This window comes from Streptomyces sp. NPDC059373 (assembly GCF_042751495.1).
GTDB lineage: Bacteria > Actinomycetota > Actinomycetes > Streptomycetales > Streptomycetaceae > Actinacidiphila.
The window spans coordinates 123,760-142,529 of record NZ_JBHYXC010000005.1 but is presented as its reverse complement, the minus strand read 5'-3'; the positions used below and the strand labels follow the sequence as shown (position 1 = coordinate 142,529).

16 protein-coding genes are annotated in these 18,770 nt (G+C 70.5%); 1 reads left to right on the top strand and 15 read right to left on the bottom strand.

What is annotated here, in order from left to right; translation table 11 throughout:
• Positions 1 to 233 precede the first annotated feature (233 nt).
• From ACFXJ5_RS12125 to ACFXJ5_RS12100, 6 genes are all read right to left on the bottom strand, one after another.
• Entirely contained in the window at positions 234 to 3,965 is a 3,732-nt protein-coding gene (locus ACFXJ5_RS12125; protein WP_384630241.1) for an nSTAND1 domain-containing NTPase, read from the bottom strand.
• 302 nt (positions 3,966 to 4,267) lie between these two features.
• Positions 4,268 to 5,131, bottom strand: a complete 864-nt coding sequence (locus tag ACFXJ5_RS12120) for a ribosome-inactivating family protein (RefSeq protein WP_384630240.1) — start codon at positions 5,129 to 5,131, stop codon at positions 4,268 to 4,270.
• A 20-nt stretch (positions 5,132 to 5,151) separates the two neighbouring features.
• Entirely contained in the window at positions 5,152 to 5,985 is an 834-nt protein-coding gene (locus ACFXJ5_RS12115; RefSeq protein ID WP_384630239.1) for a hypothetical protein, read from the bottom strand.
• A 279-nt stretch (positions 5,986 to 6,264) separates the two neighbouring features.
• The gene (locus ACFXJ5_RS12110) at positions 6,265 to 6,978 is read right to left on the bottom strand and encodes a TetR/AcrR family transcriptional regulator (RefSeq protein WP_384630238.1); all 714 of its coding nucleotides are present in this window, start codon (positions 6,976 to 6,978) and stop codon (positions 6,265 to 6,267) included.
• An 8-nt stretch (positions 6,979 to 6,986) separates the two neighbouring features.
• On the bottom strand, positions 6,987 to 7,853 hold the full coding sequence (locus ACFXJ5_RS12105) for a shikimate dehydrogenase (protein ID WP_384630237.1): 867 nt from the start codon (positions 7,851 to 7,853) through the stop codon (positions 6,987 to 6,989).
• 130 nt (positions 7,854 to 7,983) lie between these two features.
• The gene (locus ACFXJ5_RS12100; protein WP_384630236.1) at positions 7,984 to 9,354 is read right to left on the bottom strand and encodes an MFS transporter; all 1,371 of its coding nucleotides are present in this window, start codon (positions 9,352 to 9,354) and stop codon (positions 7,984 to 7,986) included.
• A gap of 325 nt (positions 9,355 to 9,679) precedes the next feature.
• Here ACFXJ5_RS12100 and ACFXJ5_RS12095 point away from each other — a divergent pair, with 325 nt between their 5' ends.
• Positions 9,680 to 11,182, top strand: a complete 1,503-nt coding sequence (locus ACFXJ5_RS12095; protein WP_384630235.1) for a carboxylesterase/lipase family protein — start codon at positions 9,680 to 9,682, stop codon at positions 11,180 to 11,182.
• Positions 11,183 to 11,512: 330 nt separating this feature from the next.
• Here ACFXJ5_RS12095 and ACFXJ5_RS12090 read toward each other — a convergent pair whose 3' ends face one another.
• From ACFXJ5_RS12090 to ACFXJ5_RS12050, 9 genes are all read right to left on the bottom strand, one after another.
• Positions 11,513 to 12,349 (bottom strand): sugar phosphate isomerase/epimerase family protein, encoded by an 837-nt coding sequence (locus tag ACFXJ5_RS12090; RefSeq protein WP_384630234.1) that lies wholly within the window; start codon positions 12,347 to 12,349, stop codon positions 11,513 to 11,515.
• Positions 12,346 to 13,296, bottom strand: coding sequence for a VOC family protein (locus ACFXJ5_RS12085; protein WP_384630233.1), 951 nt, complete (start codon positions 13,294 to 13,296; stop codon positions 12,346 to 12,348). Before ACFXJ5_RS12085 ends, ACFXJ5_RS12090 begins: the two co-directional genes overlap by 4 nt.
• On the bottom strand, positions 13,289 to 13,690 hold the full coding sequence (locus tag ACFXJ5_RS12080; protein WP_384630232.1) for a carboxymuconolactone decarboxylase family protein: 402 nt from the start codon (positions 13,688 to 13,690) through the stop codon (positions 13,289 to 13,291). The genes ACFXJ5_RS12085 and ACFXJ5_RS12080 overlap by 8 nt, the downstream gene beginning before the upstream one ends.
• Entirely contained in the window at positions 13,680 to 13,883 is a 204-nt protein-coding gene (locus tag ACFXJ5_RS12075) for a tautomerase family protein (protein ID WP_384630231.1), read from the bottom strand. Before ACFXJ5_RS12075 ends, ACFXJ5_RS12080 begins: the two co-directional genes overlap by 11 nt.
• Before the next feature lies 1 nt (position 13,884).
• Complete coding sequence (locus tag ACFXJ5_RS12070; protein WP_384630230.1) at positions 13,885 to 14,667, bottom strand: 2-keto-4-pentenoate hydratase; 783 nt, start codon at positions 14,665 to 14,667, stop codon at positions 13,885 to 13,887.
• Positions 14,664 to 15,740 (bottom strand): 4-hydroxy-2-oxovalerate aldolase, encoded by a 1,077-nt coding sequence (gene dmpG / locus ACFXJ5_RS12065; protein ID WP_384630229.1) that lies wholly within the window; start codon positions 15,738 to 15,740, stop codon positions 14,664 to 14,666. The genes ACFXJ5_RS12070 and dmpG overlap by 4 nt, the downstream gene beginning before the upstream one ends.
• Positions 15,737 to 16,636, bottom strand: a complete 900-nt coding sequence (locus ACFXJ5_RS12060; RefSeq protein ID WP_384630228.1) for an acetaldehyde dehydrogenase (acetylating) — start codon at positions 16,634 to 16,636, stop codon at positions 15,737 to 15,739. Before ACFXJ5_RS12060 ends, dmpG begins: the two co-directional genes overlap by 4 nt.
• Positions 16,633 to 17,442: a 2-keto-4-pentenoate hydratase gene (locus ACFXJ5_RS12055; RefSeq protein WP_384630227.1), complete on the bottom strand. Its 810-nt coding sequence runs from the start codon at positions 17,440 to 17,442 to the stop codon at positions 16,633 to 16,635. Before ACFXJ5_RS12055 ends, ACFXJ5_RS12060 begins: the two co-directional genes overlap by 4 nt.
• A gap of 247 nt (positions 17,443 to 17,689) precedes the next feature.
• The gene (locus tag ACFXJ5_RS12050; protein ID WP_384630226.1) at positions 17,690 to 18,475 is read right to left on the bottom strand and encodes an IclR family transcriptional regulator; all 786 of its coding nucleotides are present in this window, start codon (positions 18,473 to 18,475) and stop codon (positions 17,690 to 17,692) included.
• Between the last annotated feature and the right edge of the window lie 295 nt (positions 18,476 to 18,770).

The window sequence follows — 18,770 nt, the reverse complement described above, 5'->3', positions numbered from 1 at the left end:
CCCAAACGGCCTCACTGCTTCCGGCGTCTGGACGCCTCGTCGCGCGTTCCGTCGGCAAAGCCCCGGCGAGGAAGCGGTTGACTCCGCGCAAAGCGGTGGCCGGGCGTCGTGGTGGAGGGCCCGCAGGGCTGGGTCCGGCCGGAGTTCGGCACTCACGTCTCCAACGGGCGGAGGGTGGCGTGGGCGTGGTCGCCGACGTGGGCGCCTTGCCGGGCGGCTGGCGGGGCAGGGGGCTACGGGCGGGTGCAGAGGGGCTGGTAGGGCTCCTCGGGGAGGTACGTCTGCCAGTCGGCCCGGGAGAGGCCGGCGTCACCGGTACGGCGGCAGACTGCGGCGACGAGTTGGCGTGGGGCGATCGGGTAGCTCTGCAGGGGCACGTGGGCGCTGGTGGCGAGCAGGGTGTCGTTGCGTGGGCTGAAGGCGATGGAGTTGATCGCCTCGCCGGGGGTCGGCAGGTCCTGGCCCACCTGCTCCAGGGTGGTGGTGTCCCACAGTTGCAGGGTTCCCGCTTGCCCGGCGGCGGCCAACAGGTGTCCGTCGTGGGAGAAGGCCAGCGCCAGCACGGGTTCTGGTACACCGTGCTGGCTGCCGGTGAAGGTGCCCGCATACGTTCCGAGCCGGTGCTGGGCCGTGCCGTTCCACATGGTGATGCGTCCTTCCGTGTCTCCCACGGCCAGGTAGCGTCCGTCGCCGCTGAAGGCGAGCGCGGTGATGGCGCTGCCCTGGTTGAGGATCCGGGTGGTGACCGGCCCGGCGGGCACGGGGGCCAGCTGTTCGAAGGAGGTGGCGAGAAACCGTCCGTCGGGCCGGAGCGCCAATGCGATGCCGGAGATCCCGGAGAGGGTGCCGATGCGTACGCGTCGGCGGGTGTCCCACCGCTCCGTGGTGTACACCGCTGTCGGGTCACCGCCGTCGGGTTCCCGGCCGACGAGCAGGATGCTGCCGCCCGGGCCGAGCGCGATCCCGAGCGACGGCTGACCGGGAAGGTCCAGTCGGGTGGCACGCCGAGCCGGCACGTCATAGACGACGTACGGCTGGGCCGCGGTGTGCAGGTCGCTGCCGATGCCGAAGGCGAAGGCACCGCTGTCCGGGCTGAACGCCAGGTTCGGGGTGTGGTCGGATTCGTCCGCCTGACCTGACGAGGGTGGTGGCAACGGCAAGGTGGTGTCGTTGAGAACGCGTCCGTGGCGCAGGTCGGTGAGGACGAAACGGAACCCGTCGGCCGTGCGCTGGGCGGTGCCGAGCAGGGAGCCGTTCGGGCTGAGGAGGCCGGCGTCCAGGCGAGTGGTGTGCCAGTCGGCGTCCACCGTCGCACCGACGTCCAGCGAGCGGACGGTCGCGTTGTCCAGGAAGCGCAGCAGGTGGCTGCGCGGATCCCACCTGAGCTGGTCGGCCATTTCGTTGGCCAGCGGGTAGCGGGCCGCCGGGGCGTGCGGCTCGCTGAGCCGCCAGATCACGATCTGGTCGCCGGCCCCGGCGGCCATGAACTGTCCGTCCGGGCTGTAGGCGATTTCGTTGAGCCCGTCCTGCAGCAGAGTCTGGAGCTCCGTCCGGTCGGCGATGGACCAGATCCGCACCCCGCTGCTCGAGGCGGCCGCCAGTTCGCGGCCGTCCGGGCTGAACGCGAGAGTGCTGTCGGTGCACTCGGCCTGCTCGCTGTCCCAGGGGCCGGTGAGCCGCTGCTGCCGCTTGACGTCCCACAGGTGGGGCGGCTGCCCCTCTGAGCAGACCGCCACCATGCGGTCGTCCGGGGAGGCGACGGCGACCGGAGCACCGGTTGTGGGTCGCCGGAGCAGCGTCCGCCCGCTGGTCGCGTCGCGCAGCTCGGCCGAGGGGGGAGTGCTGCCCAGCTGCTGGACGACGAGGGTCCGTCCGCTGGGTCCGAAGCTCTCGACCATGGCGTCCTTTTCCAGCGCGGCCCCGGTCGGCCGCCCGGTGGCCAGGTCCCACAGGCGTGTGCCCTGGTAGGTGCCGAGGGCGAGGGTTCGGGCGTCGGGGCTGAGGATGGGAATGGCTGTGGTGCCCGGATAGGCACCCGGATAGCCGAACCGTGAGATTCGGTGCCGGGTGGCGACGTCCCAGCTCTGCACGGTGCTGCTGGTCACGCTGATCAGCGTGCGGCCGTCCGCGCTGAGCAGTCGGCTGGTATCGGGATCGGTTCCGGGATCGGTGAAGGCATCCTGCTCTCGTTGCGCCCAGGCGCCGAGCAGCGCGGAGCGGGACTCGGCGATGTCGGCGGTCCGCCAGGCGGCGATGCCGAGCAGCATGGCCTGCTGGGGATTGGTGACGCGCTGGTTGGCCGCGGCCGAGGCAACCCGCCGGGCCAGCGTCGACGTTCGTTCGCGCGTGGCGGTGTTGTTCTGCTGCCAGGCGATCAGGCCGGCGCCCGCGGACAGGACCAGCAGTGCGGTGAGGGCCGCGCCGAGGATCCGCAGCCTCCTGGAGATGCGCGCCGACGCCTGTCTCTCCTGGTCGCGATGGGCCATGCCGGCGGCCAGGAATGTGCGTTCCAGCGTGGTGAGTTCACCGCTGTGGATGTCGGCGCGGAAGATCTCCTCGGCGGTGGCCAGCCGCTCCCCCCGGTACAGGGCTCCGGGGTCCTTGCCGAGTTCCTCCCACTCCTGGGCGGCCTGGGTGAGCTGGCGGTGCCGTCGCAGGCGCTCGCGGGCCTCGTCGATCCAGGACCGCAGCCGCTGCCAGCCGTCGATCAGCGCCTCGTGGGCGAGTTCGACCGCCCCGTCGTCCAGGACGAGCAGCCGGGCCTGGGTCAAACCGTCGAGCACCAGGGCCGTGTCGGCGGCCCGGCCGGTTTCCAGCTCCGCGGGCTCGATGCGGCGGCGCGTGTCCGGCGCCCCGTCACCGGGGGCGATGAGCCGCAGCAGGATGCTGCGGGCGATCCGGGCCTGGCCGGGGGTGAACCGGGAGTAGACGTCCTCCGCGGTGGTGGCGATCGCTCCGTGCAGACCGCCGGACGCCTGGTAGGCGGCCAGGGTCAGCATCTTGCCCTGCCGTCGGCGCCAGGTCTCCAGCATCGCCTGGGAGAGCATGGGCAGGCTGCCCGGCTGCTCGGCCACCTCGCTGACCAGCGCGGCGGTCAGCGACCGTTCCACAGTGAGCCCGGCTACGGCCGCCGGCCTCGTGATCGCCTCTCGGACCTCCTGCGCGTTCATGGGCCCGACCAGGAGATGGGCCTCGCGCAGCGCCGCGGCCAGTTGGCGGTGCTCGGCGCAGTGGCCGTAGAAGTCCGCCCGGAGCGCGAGGACCACCCGCGTCCCGCTGTCCGGCTCGCGCGCGGCGAGCAGCAGCTCGAAGAAGTCGGCCCGCTCGCCCCGATCCGCGCAGAGGGTGAATGCCTCCTCGAACTGGTCGACGATCACCAGGGTGTCTGCGGCTCCGCCTGCCCGGTCCGGCTTCAGCAGACCGGCGTGGGTGCGCATGGGGTGCTCGCCGGGGGTGAGTACCCGGATCGCCGCCGGGCGCAGGCGCGGTGCCTGCGCCTCGCGCAGCGGTGGGATCAACCCGGCGCGCAGCAGCGAGGACTTCCCGCTGCCGGACGAGCCGAGCAGGGCGCTGAACCTCTTGCGTTCCACCAGGTCCAGCAGCTCGGCGACGAGCCGGTCCCGGCCGAAGAACCAGCCCCGGTCAGTGGTCTCGAACCGGAACAGGCCGCGGTAGGGCGGGTCGATGCCCTCCTGGACGGTGATCTCCTCGGAGGCGTGACGCCAGCGCTGCTCCCACTCGGCGGCATTCCCGCCGCACGCCTCGACGTATCCCAGGAGGGCCTGGAGGGTCGGCAACTGGACGCCTGCGGCCGCGCGGGCGAGTGTTGCCACCGAATGGGGCACCTGGCCGGCCATCTCGCGGTAGGTAGGGCTGCCTGCCTCCCTGCGCAGAGCGCGCAGTTCGTGGGCAAATCGCGCGACCGGTCCGGCCTCGGGATCCACCGGATTTTCCAGACGTCCCATCGGCAGCGCCTCTCCACGTGGTACTTCAGCGAAACTCGCTGGAGCAGGGGGACGGGAGGTGAACTGCGCGTCACAAAAACAACACAGGGCAGGTTCGGCGGGGTCGATCCGTGATCGTTTCACCCTGGGCGGTGCCCGTGAGACAACAACGCGGACGGCCACTACCGGAACTTCCACTTCATCGGCATTGGAATGACCTCCCTGGCCACGGCCCGCAAGGGCCCTGACCACGAGAGAGGCGGTCATCGATCGTTACCGGCCGATGACCGCCTCTCCCTGTGCATGTCGGGGGAACTGCTCCGTCAGCCCTTCCAGAACAGCAGCAGCGCGGCGATCGCGGCCACGTTCGACAGCGTCTGGATGTGCTGGTTGCCGATCCACCCGTACTCCGGAGTGGCCGATCCGTGTTCCAGCCTGTTGCGGGTCCAGCTGGTCAGGGACGCCCAGTTCCTGACCATGTCCACGGAGGTGGAGTCGAACGTCGCGCCGGCGTCCCAGTTGGAGGCGATGCGGTTGGAGATGTAGCTGAAGCGGGCACCCTCCGAGATCGCCTCCACGAAGGAGAGCAGGGCACCGGCCCGCTCGGAGCCGCGGGATTCGTGAGCCCTCAGGATGCCGGCGTTTCTGCTCATGTCGAAGGGCCGGAACCTGGGGGTGGTCATGGTCTGGTCGGCGTACCGCGTCATGCTCAGGTAGTCGCCGTTGAACGGCAGCTGCAGATTCGACGCGTTGCTGTTCGGCAGGTAGCTCTTCGCGGTCGCGTCGCCGAAGTGGTAGTAGTACCTGAGATCGGGAACGTACACGCCCTGGATGTACAGGTTCTCGGCTCGCACGATGAGACGGATGGACGGGACGTTGCCGTCCAGCGACGTCTCCCAGACGTTGACCGAGAAGTAGTCGTTCACGTCGCCCGTGGTCATGTCCATTTGGTCGTAGACCACCCGGCCCGCCGCCCGCGCGCGAACCTGCTTGATCATCTTGTTGTACCCGGCCGCGCCGTCGCGAATGTGCCAGTTGATGTCCCGGCCGTCGTCGATGGCGTGCGCGCTGGTGGCGCCGAAGGGCTGGGCCAGGCTGAACATCAGCACCAGCAGCACGGTGACCGCTACGGAGAGCGTCAGCTTTCTCTGGGGGGTGTACGCGGTGCCCACGAGGGGATTCGCCATGATCGGTATCCGCTCTTCCGTCAGAAGCCGCAGTCGGACTTGCTCGCCGGGTGGTCGAGGGCGATGGTCGCGCCGACCGGGCTGCCGTCCGGGTTGATGACGTTGGCCTTGGCGTCGTAGTAGGCCCCGTACGAGGTGATGTCCTTGTACCCCCGGCCGCGCCAGGTGTTGGTGTCCCACCAGTGGCCGGAGTTGTCGCCGCCGGTCTCCCACATGTAGCGGGTGACGTGGAAGACCGGGTTGGAGCGGACAGTGCGCATCAGCGGTGCGAAGTTGAGCTGCGCCTTGGTCCGCGGCGGCACGTTCAGCGAGTCGCTCTGGGTCCAGGTGCCGGCCTTGCTGTAGGACCAGGTGTGCTCGTAGTTGAAGGCCGCCTCGACCGACAGCACGTCCGGGATGATGCTCCACTCGACGCCGACCGAGCCGCCGACGCTGTTGCTCGTGGTGCTGGTCTTGGTGACGCTCTTGGTGATCGACTCGGACTGGGTGACCCGGTAGCCGCAGTTCATGACCAGATTGCTGATCTGCGTCTGCGGACCGGTCCAGGTCCAGGAGGACGCCTGCGGGTAGCTGCAGTAACCGGTGAACTGCTCCTCCCACGCCGGGGCGACCACATGTGTCTGCCAGTCGGCCCTGATCTTGTCGGGGCGGACCGCCCCGGTGCGGGTGTCGAAGAACCAGGAGTGCACGCCGGTGTTGCCCGTGCACAGTGACATCAGCAGCGTGTCGGTGTTCCACGACTCGGTCCCGCGGATGTTGGTATCCGCGCTGGCGGGGGCGGCCAGTGCGACCACCGAGGTCAGGCCGGCGGCCAGGCCGATGGCAACCATGGCCGCCTTCTTGAGTTTGCGCACGTCGGTAGTCCTTGCGTCCTAGGGGGCGTCCCCATATGGGTGACAGGTCCGAGCGTGGAGGCGCCGGGATTTGTCTCACAGCCCGCTCATGACGCGAAACAACCGAGTGTCCGCCGTGCGGCTGAGGTTCCCCCGCTGGTCCGGACAGTGACACCTGCGGTCCACCGCAGTTTTACCTGGACGCGGCCGGAAGCCCTCGATATCTCCAACGGTGCACGGGCCGCGGAACTGCTCGGCGCCACCCGGCGCCATGTTGATCCCGGTCAGAGGCTGACATGGTCACCCGCCGGCGCCGCTCGACGGAACCACGAGCTGGGCGGCCGCACCGACGTCGCCACTGCCCGTGAGGTAGGCGATGACCATGTCGCCCAGCAGCGTGCGGTAGTGATCGCGGCGGTCCGCGGCGGTGAGGTCCCGTCCGAAGAGGGCGCCGAAGGTGTGCCGGTTCGTGATGCGGAAGCAGCAGAACGAGCTGATGATCATGTGCATGTCGATGGCGTCCACCTGCGTCGTGAAGACGCCCTGCTCGCGGCCGGCGCGGAGGATGCGGTCGAGGATGCCGATCACCGGGGCGTTGAGTGAACGCAGCGTCGGAGAGGCGGCGATGTGCTCGGCCTCGTGGATGTTCTCGATGCTGACGAGGCGCATGAAGTCCGGGTGGGCCTCGTGGTGGTCGAAGGTGAGGTCGGCCAGCCGGCGGATCGCGGACACCGGGTCGAGATGCTCGACGTCGAGTTCCTGCTCGCTGTGGCGGATGGAGGAGTACGCCCGCTCCAGGACAGCGGTGAACAGCTGTTCCTTGCCGCCGAAGTAGTAGTAGATCATCCGCTTGGCGGTGTGGGTGCGGGCGGCGATGTCGTCCACGCGGGCGCCGGAGTAGCCGGCGCGGGCGAACTCCTCCGTCGCGACGTCGAGGATTTCGGCCCGGGTCCGGGCCGCGTCGCGTGTGCGCCTGGGGGCGGACTGCGTCTGCGGCGGGACGGCGGCTGGCATATGGTTCCTCACCGGGCGGGGGCGCCGACGAGGTCGGCGAGATCATCGAGCATACGGTCGGTGTGGGGCTCGCGGCCAGTGAACAGCCGGAAGGCGTCGGCGGCTTGGAAGACCGCCATGCCGCCGCCGTCGAGGGTGCGGCAGCCGAGGGCGCGTGCTCTGCGCAGCAGCTCGGTCTCCAGTGGGCGGTAGACGACCTCGGCCACCCACAGCTGCGGGCGCAGCAGTTCGGCGGGGAACGGCAGGCCCGGATGGGCTGCCATGCCCGTGGGGGTGACGTGGGCGAGTCCATCGGCGCGGGCCAGCTCGGCGGCCAGTTCCACAAAGGGGGCGGCGGTCGCACGGGCCGGCCCGAAGCTGCTGTTGAGGGCGGCGGCGAGAGCGGCCGCGCGGGCGTGGTCGGTGTCCACGAGGGTGAGCCGGTCCGCGCCGAGGGTGAGCAGCGCGTGGGCGACGGCGGCGCCGGCTCCGCCCGCGCCGAGCTGCACGACCCTGCCTGTGGGTGCCTCGGGCAGTCCGCGGGCGAAAGACTGGGCGAAGCCGGTGACGTCGGTGTTGTGCCCGATGGCGCGGCCGTCGTGGAAGACCACGGTGTTGACGGCACCGAGTTGCTCGGCCTCGGGGGCGAGTTCGTCCAGGTGCTCGATCACCAGTTGCTTGCAGGGGTGGGTGATGTTGAGGCCGTCGAATCCCAGCGTGCGGGCGGCATTCAGCAGTTCGCCCACGGCCGTGGCCGGCAAGCCCAGCTCGTCGATGTCGATCGTGCGGTAGAGCAGGCGCAGTCCGTGCCGGTCGGCTTCGCGCTCGTGCAGGGCGGGGCTCAGCGATGGGCCGATCCCCGATCCGATCAAGCCGGTGAGATAGGAGGAACTCACGCTGGAGGGGGTCACAGTGGAGGAGGAGGTCACGGTGATCGCGGGGTTCCTTCCGACTTCGGGGGTGAGCGTGCCTGCGGCCGTCTACGTGGAGTGGACGGCCGCAGGCGCGGCGGGGACGGGACGGGGGTCAGGCTGCCGCCGACTGGGGCTTGGTGGCCTGGGCCGGGCGCATGCCCGGCTTCATGCCGAGCTCGGCGGTGGGCACCTTGTAGGTCTCGCGGGCGGTCAGTACGGCGATGGAGCTGACGGCGCACATCGCGGCGGTCAGGATTGCGACAGCGACCCAGTTCTTGCCGTCGGGGCCGGAGAGCTGGGCCGCGTAGGTGACGGCGAATCCGGTGATCGCGAACCCGCACTGGGTGCTGATGGCCATGCCCGACAGCCGGACCCGGGTGTTGAACATCTCGGCGTAGAGCGAGGGCCAGATGCCGTTGGAGGCGCTGTAGACCAAACCCATGGTGGCGGCGCCGGCCAGGAAGATCAGCGGGTAGCTCTTCGAGGTCACCGCCCCCAGGTAGACGAAGATCATGACGGCGCTGCCGATGGAGCCGATGAGGAAGACCGGCTTGCGGCCGATGCGGTCGGAGAGCTTGGCCCACAACGGGAGCGCTATCAGGGCCACCAGGTTGGCGAAGACACTGACCCACAGCATGGTGGTGCGGTCGAGGCCGACGGCGGCGGTGGAGTAGGACAGCACCCAGACTCCGCCGATCGTGCTCACCGCCGCGATGAGCGCCGCCGAAGCCACCCGCAGCATGTCGGCCCAGTGGTTCCGGAGGAGTTCGACCACCGGCAGCTTGGCCACCTCGTCGCGCTCCGAGATCTCCTCGAAGATCGGCGCCTCCTGCAGCGAGCGCCGGATGAAGTACGCGGTCAGGGTCACCAGCGCGCTCAGCAGGAACGGGATGCGCCAGCCCCAGGTGAGCAGCTGGTTCTCCGGGAGGGAGGCGATCGGGATGAAGACCAGGGTTGAGATGATCAGCCCGAACTGTGTTCCGTTGAGGGTGAAGCTGGTGAAGTAGCCGCGTTGGTTCTGCGGCGCGTGTTCCAGGGTCAGGGAGCTGGCGCTGGACTGCTCACCTGCGGCGGACAGGCCCTGCAGGAAGCGCAGCACCACGAGCAGAACCGGGGCCAGGGTGCCGACCTGGGCGTAGGTGGGCAGGCAGCCGACCAGGAAGGTCGACAGGCCCATCAGGAAGAGGGTGAAGACCATGACCTTCCTGCGGCCGATCTTGTCACCGAAGTGCCCGAGGAAGACGGCGCCGACGGGGCGGGCCGCGTAGGCGACGCCGAAGGTCGCCATCGAGATCAGGGTCGCGGTGGCCGGGTCGTCCGGGTTGAAGAAGACCCGGGGGAAGACCAGGGCGGCGGCGCTGCCGTAGATGAAGAAGTCGTAGTACTCCAGGGCGCTGCCGATCCAGGCGGCAAAGGCCGCCTTTCGGTGCCCACTGGTTGGAATCTTCGATTCCGAGGCGTCATCGAGCGAACGAGCGGTCACGTGTGCTCCTCATTGAGTACCGCAAGCGCTCCCGTTACGGGAACGGCCGGGCTGGGCGGGGACAGAGGGGGGACGAGCGCGGACGACGTCACGACTCGCATACGGGGATGCCCGTGTCGAGCGGACTTGCCGGATGGCTGCGGGGTTGCGGCCAGTTAACGCACTAGGCAGTTAATAGAGGATCGTGAGACCACCCTCGCCGACTGTCAAGATTCCTGATGGAAATATGTTCGTCACGCTTCACCTCTTGCCATGGAGGCATCCTGCGGCTAGATATAACGGACCAGTGCGTACATTGACTCGGCCACGAAGAGGTGCGCAGTTCATGCCAGGGATACAGGTGGAGACCCTGACGGGGCCCGTCATAGGCGCCGCGGAGGGCCCAGTGCTCTCCTGGAAGGGCATCCCCTACGCCGCGCCGCCCACCGGGGAGTTGCGCTTCCGGCCCCCGGCCCCCGTCAAGCCCTGGACGGCGGTGCGGGACGCCACACGGTACGGTCCCCAAGCCGTCCAGTTCACTCCGGTCCCCAATGCCTCTGACCAGGGCATCGACGGGCGGGAGGACTGCCTCGCCCTCAACGTCTGGGCCCCCGCCCAGCCGACGGCGCCCAGGCCGGTCCTGTTCTGGATCCACGGCGGCGCTTTCCTGCACGGCAGCGGCAGCCTTTACGACGGCGCGTGGCTGGCCGAGGTCTGCGACGCGGTCGTGGTGACCGTCAACTACCGGCTCGGGCCACTCGGCTTCGTGGACCTGGAGCACCTCGGCGTGGCGGACAGCGCCAACCCCGCGCTGCGCGACCTGGTTGCCGCCCTTGAGTGGGTGCGCGGGAACATCGCGTCGTTCGGCGGCGACCCCGGCCGCGTGGCGCTCTCCGGCCAGTCGGCCGGCGGCATGCTCACTACCACGCTGCTCGCGGTCCCGGCCGCGCGCGGGCTGTTCCACCAGGCCCTCGTACTCAGCGGCGCCGCACGGAACGTCCACACCCCCGAACAGAGCGCAGAGGTCACCCACCGCCTGCTCACCGCACTGGACGTGAGCGCCGACGGGCTGGCCGACGTGCCGGTGCAGGCGCTACGGGCCGCTGCGGCGCACGTCGTGGCCGGCGCGGGCGACGCGGTGCTGCGCGGCGACGGCTACTGCCCCGTGGTGGACGGCGCCGTGCTGCCCAGGCCGCCGCTGGCGGCGGTCGCGAGCGGCGAGGCCCGGCACCTCCCGGTCTGGATCAGCCACGTCAGCCACGAAATGGACATCTTCCTCGGCCCCCCTGCCGCCCCGGTCCTGGCCGGCACGGACGCGGCCGGTCAGGTGGCCCTCGGCGAGCAGCGCTGGGCCGAGCTCAGGGAGGCGTACACCCCCCTCGCCGAAGCGGGCCGCGACCCGCAACTCGACCTGCTGGACGACACGATGTGGCTGATCCCCGCCATCCGGCTGGCCGAGGCCCAGCACGCCGCCGGCGGCCAGGTCTGGTTCAGCCGCTTCGACCACGTGCCCGGACTGCCCCCGTACGACCGCCTCGGCGCGACCCACGGCGCCGACAACCGCTGCCTCTGGGCCCGCCCGCCCGCCTTCAACAACCTGGTCGGCCTCCCGCCCGCCCCGCCCATGCGCCCCGCCGACCTCACCGTCACCGCAACGCTGCACCGCGCCGTGCGGAGCTTCCTGCACGCCAGTGCCCCCGGCGGGCTGCCCGACGGGCTCCACTGGCCCCGCTACGAGCCACAGGACCGCGCCACGGCGATCCTGGACGACCCGCCCCGCATCGAGTACGACCCCCGCCGCGAGCGCCGCCTCCTCTGGGCCAAGCTGCCCGAAGGTTCCGCGCCCTGACCCTCCCCCAAAACCGGCCGGGCAGGTCCTGTCGGTGGGTGGTGGGACGGTGGCCGCCGCCGACGGGGCTACGGGGCAACCGGCGGTGCCCCGGGCAGTGGCCATGACCATCCGGGGGGATGGCCAAGACCTGCGCCTGGAGAGGCGGGAGGCGCTGCGGACCGCGATCCTTATCCTCGCGACACCGGGGCAAATGAACAGCCCCAGGTCGCCGACCTGGGGCTTCGCTCTGCAGTGCAGAGGCCGTTCACGGCCGTGCCAGGTCGACCTTGGCGCCGCTCCGGGACCCCGCACCGCCACTGCCCCGGCCTGGGGCGGGCCGGGGCGGGTTCAGCGCGCGGGAAGCGCCTCAAGAGCCTTGGACGCCTTGGTGAAGGCCTGGGCTGCCATCTCGTCGACCGGGAGGTCCCGGTAGCCGGGATAGTTGACCTCGACGCAGTACGGACCGCGGAAGCCGCGTTCGTGCAGGCCCAGCAGCAGGCCCGCGACGTCCAGTTCGCCGTCGCCGGGCAGCAGGCGCCCCTGCCGTGCCTCGGTGAGGAAGTCGCCGTCCACGACGCGGCCGTCGTTGAGCTGTACGGCCACGATCCGGTCGGGCGGCAGGCCGTCGAGGTCGGCGAGGGCGGAGCGGGTGTTGTAGAAGTGCCAGACGTCGATCATCAGGCCGGCGTTGGGGGCGCCCGAGGCCTCCACCACCGCGCGGGCGGTGGCCACGTCCTTCAGGCCGGACCAGGGGAAGGCCTCGACCGCGACGCGCAGACCGTGAGCGGCGACGTCGTCGCAGATCGTACGGAGCCGGGCGCCCGCGCCAACGATGTCGAGATCGTCCGCGCCGAACTCGCCCGCCGTGACGTGATGCGGCCGGAAGGCGTCGCCGAGCGCGCCGACGGCGGCGAGGGTGTCAGCGCCGCGGGTGCCGACCGTGGCCCAGCCGCTCAGGAACTCGATTTCCCGGAGGGCGAGTCCTTCTGTGTCGAGCAGGGTGCGCAGGGACGCGTCGCTCGCCCCGGCGGCCCGCATCCGCCGGTAGTCGTCGGTGTGCAGGCCGATGCCGGTGAAGCCCGCGGCGGCAGCCGCGCGGCAGCGCTCCGCGAACGGCACCCGGGCGGGCTGGGCGAAGCCCGCGCCGGACAGGGTCACGAAACTGGCGGTCAGCTCCCGCGTCATGGCAGGACCGGGGTGGCGTGGGAGTGGAAGCTCGCAGGCACGTCCAGACCCCAGGCAGTGGAGCGGCCCTGGCCCTCGGTGGTCCAGGTGACCGGCTCCCAGTCGGGGGCGAAGATGTGGAAGCCGCCGGAGAACACCTCGATCCGGTTGCCGCCCGGCTCCAGGACATAGAGGAAGAAGCCCTGGGTGCGTGAGTGCTTGGCGGGGCCGAACTCGATCTCGACCTCCAGCTCGCAGAAGATGTCGGCGGCGCGGAGCACGTCCTCGCGGTTCTCGACGGCATAGGCGAGGTGGTGCAGCCGCCCGGTGACGCCGGGAGCCGGCTCACGCGTGATGGCCAGATCGTGGGCCTTGTTCATCAAACTGAGCCAGGCCCCGACCTCGGGCTGGCCGGGCGGGATCAGGTGCTCACGGAGCTTGAAGCCCAAGGTGTCGCACATGAACGCGCGCGTGCCCGGCACGTCGTCCGCGAGGACGTTGATGTGGTCGATGCGCGCCGCGCCCACGCCCCGGGTGACCGAGGACTGCGGCTGGTTGGGCAGGTACGAGGCCTTGCCCGCCGGCGCACGGTACTTCTCGGTCTCGTAGTAGAGCTCCATGCTCTGGCCGCTCGGGGCGATGAAGGAGTACGCCTTGCCGTGCCCGAAGTCCCCGTCGATCCACTCACCCTCGACGCCGCGTTCCTCCAGCGCCGAGACCCGGCGGGTCAGGGCCTGCGGGCTGACCGCGCGCCAGGCGACATGGCCGAGACCGGCCCGGTCGGCGGCGGTCAGCTTCAGGGTCGTCAGGTCGTGGTCGCCCCAGGCGCGCAGGTAGGCGCTGCCGTCGGACTCGTGCACCAGGTCGAGACCGTAGACCTCGGTGAAGAAGGCCAGGCTTTGGTCGTACACCGGGGTCAGCAGCTCGGCGTGGCCGAGGTGGGCGAGTTCGTACAGCGGCTCACTCATGGTCTTGTGCCTTCTTCTCCAGTTCCGCGATGTCGGCCAGCACCTGCGGGCCGCGGTTGATCGCGGAGAACCCGGTGAACAGGAACGCCAGGTCGATGACGGCGCGCAGCTCATCCCAGCTGGCACCGGCCCGTAGCGCGGCGAGGCCGTGCAGCTTGGCGGCGTCGCTGAGTTTGGCGTGCAGGATGCCGAACAGCACCAGCTGGACGGTCTTCTGGTCCAGCGCGTCCGGGTACATGATCATGTTGCGCAGGCGCTCCTGGGCCAGCAGCAGTTCCGGGTTGGTCCTCTCGGACGCCTCGAACCGGGAGCCCACGCGCGGGGGGACGAAGCCCAGCATCTTCTCGTACGTCGCCCGGAATTCGTCGATGCTCTCGGGGCGCTCATCGCTCATGGGATGCCTCCTGTTCGGCCTTGGTGATGTCGCCCGCTGCCCAGTGCTCGGGCGGGATTTCGCGGACGAGGACCCGGATGGCGGCGCCGGGGGCGTCCAGGGAGTTCCGTACGGCGGTGTGCACCTGGTGGATGAGGTCGCGGATCTTCTCCGGGGGCCGCCCCGCGACGATGCTGATCTCGACGAGTGGCATGTCAGGCCCCGACCACCCGCAGGGTGCCGAGGTGGGTGAACTCGGCGCTGATCTCCCGGCCGGGCTCGACGAAGACCGCGTCGGTGAGGCCTCCGGTGAGCACGATCCAGCCGGCCTCGATGGCGATGCCGCGCGCGCCGAGGGAGTTCGCCGCCAGGGCGAGCGCCTCGGCGGGGTGGCCCTGGACGGCGGCGCCGGTCGCGGAGTCGGTGATCTCGCCGTCGATGCCGAGCAGGCAGCCCTCCAGCGCGAGGTCGAGGCCCTGGGGTGGCAGGCAGGTGCCGCTGACGACGAAGCGGGAGGACGAGGCGTTGTCGGCGACCACGTCGGGGAGGGTGAACTTGAAGTCGGTGTAGCGGCTGTCGATGACCTCGAAGCCGGCGTGCACGCTGCGGACGGCGGCGAGCGCGGTCGCGGCGGTCACGCCGGGACCCTCCAGCCGCTCGCCCATGACGAAGACGATCTCGGGCTCGACACGCGGGTGGATGAGTTCGTCCATCGGCACCGGTACGCCCTCCGGGAGCACCATCGCGTCGGTGAGCCACGCGGTGAGCGGGGAGTCGATACCCATCCGCTGCTGCTTGGCGCGCGAGGTGAGGCCCAGCTTGACGCCGACGACCTTCTCACCGGAGTCGACCTTGCGCTGCCGCAGCGCGTCCTGCACCTGGTAGGCGGTCGGCAGGTCGAGGCCGGGCCATTCGTCGGTGATCCGGCCGCCGTCCCTGCGGTCGGCCTCGCGGCCGAGCAGCTCCGTCACGGCGCGGTCGGTGGTCCAGTCGCTCATGCGGGTACGCCTTCCGGGGCCGTGGTCGGGGTCGGGGTCGTGGCGCGGGTGGAAAGGTCGATCGCCACGTCGATGATCATGTCTTCCTGGCCGCCGACGTACCCTGCCTCGCCGACTGCGCGCAGGATGGCGTGGGCAGGTACTCCGTAACGGTCGGCGGCGCGCTGCGCGTGCAGCAGGAACGAGGAGTACACACCGTGCCTGCCCTGCTCGATGGCCGGGCGGTCGGCGATGGGCAGCCGGGGAATCAGCGGCGTGAGCACCTCGTGCGCGGCGCGCAGCGCGCCGTCCACGTCCAGGCCGGTGGGGACCCGCATCCGTTCGAAGACGGTGGCGAGCAGTTCGGTCGGCGAGTTGCCGGCGCCGGCGCCCAGCGCACACAGGCTGCCGTCGATCTGGCGGGCGCCCGCCTCGTACGCGGCGATGGAGTTGGCGACGCCGAGCGAGAGGTTCTGGTGGCCGTGGAAGCCGATCTGGGCGTCCTCGCCGAGCTCGGCGGCCAGCGCCGATACCCGGTCGGTGACGTCGGTGGGCAGCAGCCAGCCCGCGGAGTCGACGACGTACACGCACTGGCATCCGGCGTCGGCCATGATCCTGGCCTGCTTCGCCAGCGCCTCGGGACCGACCCGGTGCGAGAGCATCAGGAACCCGACGGTCTCCATGCCCAGTTCGCGCGCGGCCCCGAAGTGCTGGACGGAGACATCGGCCTCGGTGCAGTGGGTTGCCACCCGTACGATCCCGGCGCCCGCGTCATGGGCCCGGTGCAGGTCCTCGACGGTGCCGAGGCCGGGCAGCAGCAGGACGGCGATACGGGCCTGGTGTGCTTCGTCGACGGCTGCCTTGACGAGGTCGATCTCGTCGGTGTGCGAGAAGCCGTAGTTGAAGGAGGATCCGGCGAGGCCGTCGCCGTGGGTGACCTCGATGACCGTCACGCCCGCGTCGTCCAGGGCGCGGGTCACGGCCCTTACCTGGTCGACGGTGAACTGATGGGCTATCGCGTGGCTGCCGTCACGCAGAGTGGTGTCGGTGATGCGCACGGCCGGCCGGGGGTCCGTGGTCGTGTCCTCGGTCATCGGGTCACGGCCTTCTGTCGCTGGCTGATGAGTTCGCCGACTCGGACGGCGGCGGCCGTCATGATGTCGAGGTTGCCTGCCCACGGTGGCAGGTAGTCGCCGTTGCCGCGGACTTCGAGGAAGACCGCGACCCGGGCCTGCCCGTTCCACCCGGGGCGCGGGGCGTCGTACTGCGGCTCGGCGCGCACCGTGTAGCCAGGCACGTACACCCGTACCTCGTCGGCCATCCGGTGGATGGACTCGGTGATGGCGTCGCGGTCGGCGTCGGCGGGGATGGCGCAGTACACCGTGTCGCGCATGATCATCGGGGGGTCGACGGGGTTGAGGATGATGATCGCCTTGCCGCGTCCGGCGCCGCCGACGGTCTCGATGGCGTGGGAGGTGGTCTCGGTGAACTCATCGATATTGGCGCGGGTGCCGGGGCCGGCCGAGCGGGAGGCGATCGAGGCGACGATCTCGGCGTACGGCACGGGCACGACCCGGGAGACGGCCGCCACGATCGGGATGGTGGCCTGCCCGCCACAGGTGATCATGTTGACGTTCGGCGCGGCTTCGTGCTCGGTGAGGTTGACCACCGGGCAGACGAAGGGACCGGCCGCGGCGGGCGTCAGGTCGATGGCGGTGATCCCGGCCTCGGCGTAGCGGGCGGCGTTGGCCAGGTGCGCTTTGGCGGAGGTGGCCTCGAAGACCAGGTCGGGCAGTTCTGGCCGGGCGAGCAGCCAGTCCACGCCTCCGGCGCTGGCTTCGACTCCGGCGCGGGTGGCTCGGGCCAGGCCGTCGGAGGCGGGATCCACCCCGACCATGTAGCGGACGTCGATGTCCTCGTTGCGCAGCAGCTTGACCATCAGGTCGGTGCCGATGTTGCCGGGCCCCACGATGGCGGCGGTGGTGGTCATGCGTCCTCCCCCTGTCCTTGTACGTGGGCGAATCGCGCGGTGACGGTGCCCAGGCCGCCGAACGTCGCGGTGACGGAGTCCCCGGCGGCCACCGGCACGGCGGCGCAGACGGAGCCGGGCAGGATGACATGGCCCGCTTCCAGGGTGACGCCGAGCCGACCCACCGTGTTGGCCAGCCACACCAGGGCGTTGAGGGGCGAGCCGAGGACAGCGCCGCCGGCTCCGGTGCCGACGACCTCGCCGCGGCGGGTCAGCACGCAGCCGGCCAGCCGCAGATCCACCGCGTCCACCGGGACGGGGCGGCTGCCGAGCACCACGCCGCCGGCGGACGCGTTGTCCGCGACCGTGTCGACCAGTGCGATCCTCCAGTCCCGGATGCGGGAGTCGATGATCTCGATGGCCGGCAGGACGTAGTCGACCGCCGACAGCGCCTGCGCGGCATTCACGCCCGGCCCGGTCAGAGGTCGCTTGAGCACGAACGCGATCTCCGGCTCGACCTTGGGGCTGATGAAATTCCCCAGCCCGATCGGCAGGCCCTCCAGATGGAACATGGACTCCATCAGATGCCCGTAGTCGGGCTGGTCGACGCCGAGCTGGCGCTGCATGGCCGCCGAGGTGAGCCCGACCTTGTGGCCCTGGACGCGCTGTCCGTCCTCGGTCCAGGCGCGGACCTGCTCCAGCTGGATCGCGTAGGCGTCGTCGACGGTCAGCCCCGGATGGGTCAGGGAGACGGGGTCGATGGGCTCGCGGGCGCGCCGCGCGGCCAGCAGTTCCTTCGCGACCACGGCGTGCGTGGCTTTGTCCATCTGCGGCTCTCTCCTCGGGTGGTGGGCTCTCCTCGAAGCATGTTGGGCGGAGCCCCGCCAGACAACCCAGGTGATCCGCTGAGCGGAACAAGATCGAGTGACGTCGACTCCGCCTTGTTCCGCTCAGCGGATCAACCAGCTTGCCCACTCCTCGTCACACGGGGGACAGTCCTCCATGACGGGACACACCACAGGCCGGACGCTGCGAAAGGGAACGGCATTGAGCGGACACCCTATGGGAGCCTGCTCAGCTCTCGCCTGTGGAGGGGCTCGGGCCCCGCAGCTCGCGGCTTATGGCCAGCCCCGCAGTGCGCACGGCGAGGCCCACCCGGCGCAGATTCAGCCTCCCGCTCCAGCCCGAGATGGACATCGCCGCGACGGGGCGGCCGTCGGCCCCGAGAATCGCGGTAGCGACACACCCCACCCCGGGGCCGGTCTCCTCGTTCTCGTACGCTACGCCCGCTCCCCGGATCCGCTCCAGCTCACGCCGGAACAGGCCGGGCACCGTGATGGTGCGCGGGCCCACCGGGGCGAGCCCATGAGCGAAGACCGCCTCGACGGCCTCCGCCTCACCGAAGGCGAGCAGTGCCTTACCCACGGCCGCGGCGTGCGCGGGCAGCCTGCCGCCCACCCGCGACCCCATCCTCGGCGCGTCCTTGCTCCGCAGAATCTCGACGTAGACGACTTCGGTGCCGTCCAGCACGGCCAGATGCACCGTCTGCCGGGTCGCCTCACGCAGATCGGCCATGTACGGCAGGGCGACCGCGCGCAGATTGCGGTGCCGGGAAGCCAGCTCGCCGTACTCGAACAGGCGCGTTCCCATATGCAGGAGCGAGCCGTCGTTCTCGTCGCGTTCCAGGAACCCGTAGCCGACGAGGTCCCGCACCAGGCGGGAGGTCGTGGACTTGGGCAGCCCGGCCCTGCGGGCGATCTCCGACACCCGCAGTTCGGCGTGAAGCGGGTCGAAAGCCCCGAGTACGGCGGCGACCCGCGCGACACCAGAGTCTGGAATGTTCCGTTCAGCGGGACACATCGAAGAATCATGACGGGAGCACCGCGCGGCACGCAAGCGGCTGCGCGGGCCTCGTCGGCGCGGGTGGAGGTCCATCGCCGTCACCGGTCGGCCACCGGCAGGAAGGCCACCGACGTGCCCGCATGCCGGTCGACGCCCCCGCTGTTCCGAGCGGTGGCGGCCCGTGCCCTGCGCGCTGGCGGCCGTACCGATATGTGCCTGTTCCTGACGCCAGAGGCATTCGAGCTCGTCACGGGCCGCCGCCCGGCACCGAGCGGATGTTCCACCACCTGTCGCTGCTGCTCACGCACCGAGA

What these genes read in the sequence shown, in the direction of transcription:
- ACFXJ5_RS12125 (WP_384630241.1), bottom strand. Translation starts at nt 3,965, where the DNA reads ATGGGACGTCTGGAAAATCCGGTGGATCCCGAGGCCGGACCGGTCGCG.
- ACFXJ5_RS12120 (WP_384630240.1), bottom strand. Translation starts at nt 5,131, where the DNA reads ATGGCGAATCCCCTCGTGGGCACCGCGTACACCCCCCAGAGAAAGCTG.
- ACFXJ5_RS12110 (WP_384630238.1), bottom strand. Translation starts at nt 6,978, where the DNA reads ATGCCAGCCGCCGTCCCGCCGCAGACGCAGTCCGCCCCCAGGCGCACA.
- ACFXJ5_RS12095 (WP_384630235.1), top strand. Translation starts at nt 9,680, where the DNA reads ATGCCAGGGATACAGGTGGAGACCCTGACGGGGCCCGTCATAGGCGCC.
- ACFXJ5_RS12090 (WP_384630234.1), bottom strand. Translation starts at nt 12,349, where the DNA reads ATGACGCGGGAGCTGACCGCCAGTTTCGTGACCCTGTCCGGCGCGGGC.
- ACFXJ5_RS12085 (WP_384630233.1), bottom strand. Translation starts at nt 13,296, where the DNA reads ATGAGTGAGCCGCTGTACGAACTCGCCCACCTCGGCCACGCCGAGCTG.
- ACFXJ5_RS12080 (WP_384630232.1), bottom strand. Translation starts at nt 13,690, where the DNA reads ATGAGCGATGAGCGCCCCGAGAGCATCGACGAATTCCGGGCGACGTAC.
- ACFXJ5_RS12075 (WP_384630231.1), bottom strand. Translation starts at nt 13,883, where the DNA reads ATGCCACTCGTCGAGATCAGCATCGTCGCGGGGCGGCCCCCGGAGAAG.
- ACFXJ5_RS12070 (WP_384630230.1), bottom strand. Translation starts at nt 14,667, where the DNA reads ATGAGCGACTGGACCACCGACCGCGCCGTGACGGAGCTGCTCGGCCGC.
- dmpG (WP_384630229.1), bottom strand. Translation starts at nt 15,740, where the DNA reads ATGACCGAGGACACGACCACGGACCCCCGGCCGGCCGTGCGCATCACC.
- ACFXJ5_RS12060 (WP_384630228.1), bottom strand. Translation starts at nt 16,636, where the DNA reads ATGACCACCACCGCCGCCATCGTGGGGCCCGGCAACATCGGCACCGAC.
- ACFXJ5_RS12055 (WP_384630227.1), bottom strand. Translation starts at nt 17,442, where the DNA reads ATGGACAAAGCCACGCACGCCGTGGTCGCGAAGGAACTGCTGGCCGCG.
- ACFXJ5_RS12050 (WP_384630226.1), bottom strand. Translation starts at nt 18,475, where the DNA reads ATGTGTCCCGCTGAACGGAACATTCCAGACTCTGGTGTCGCGCGGGTC.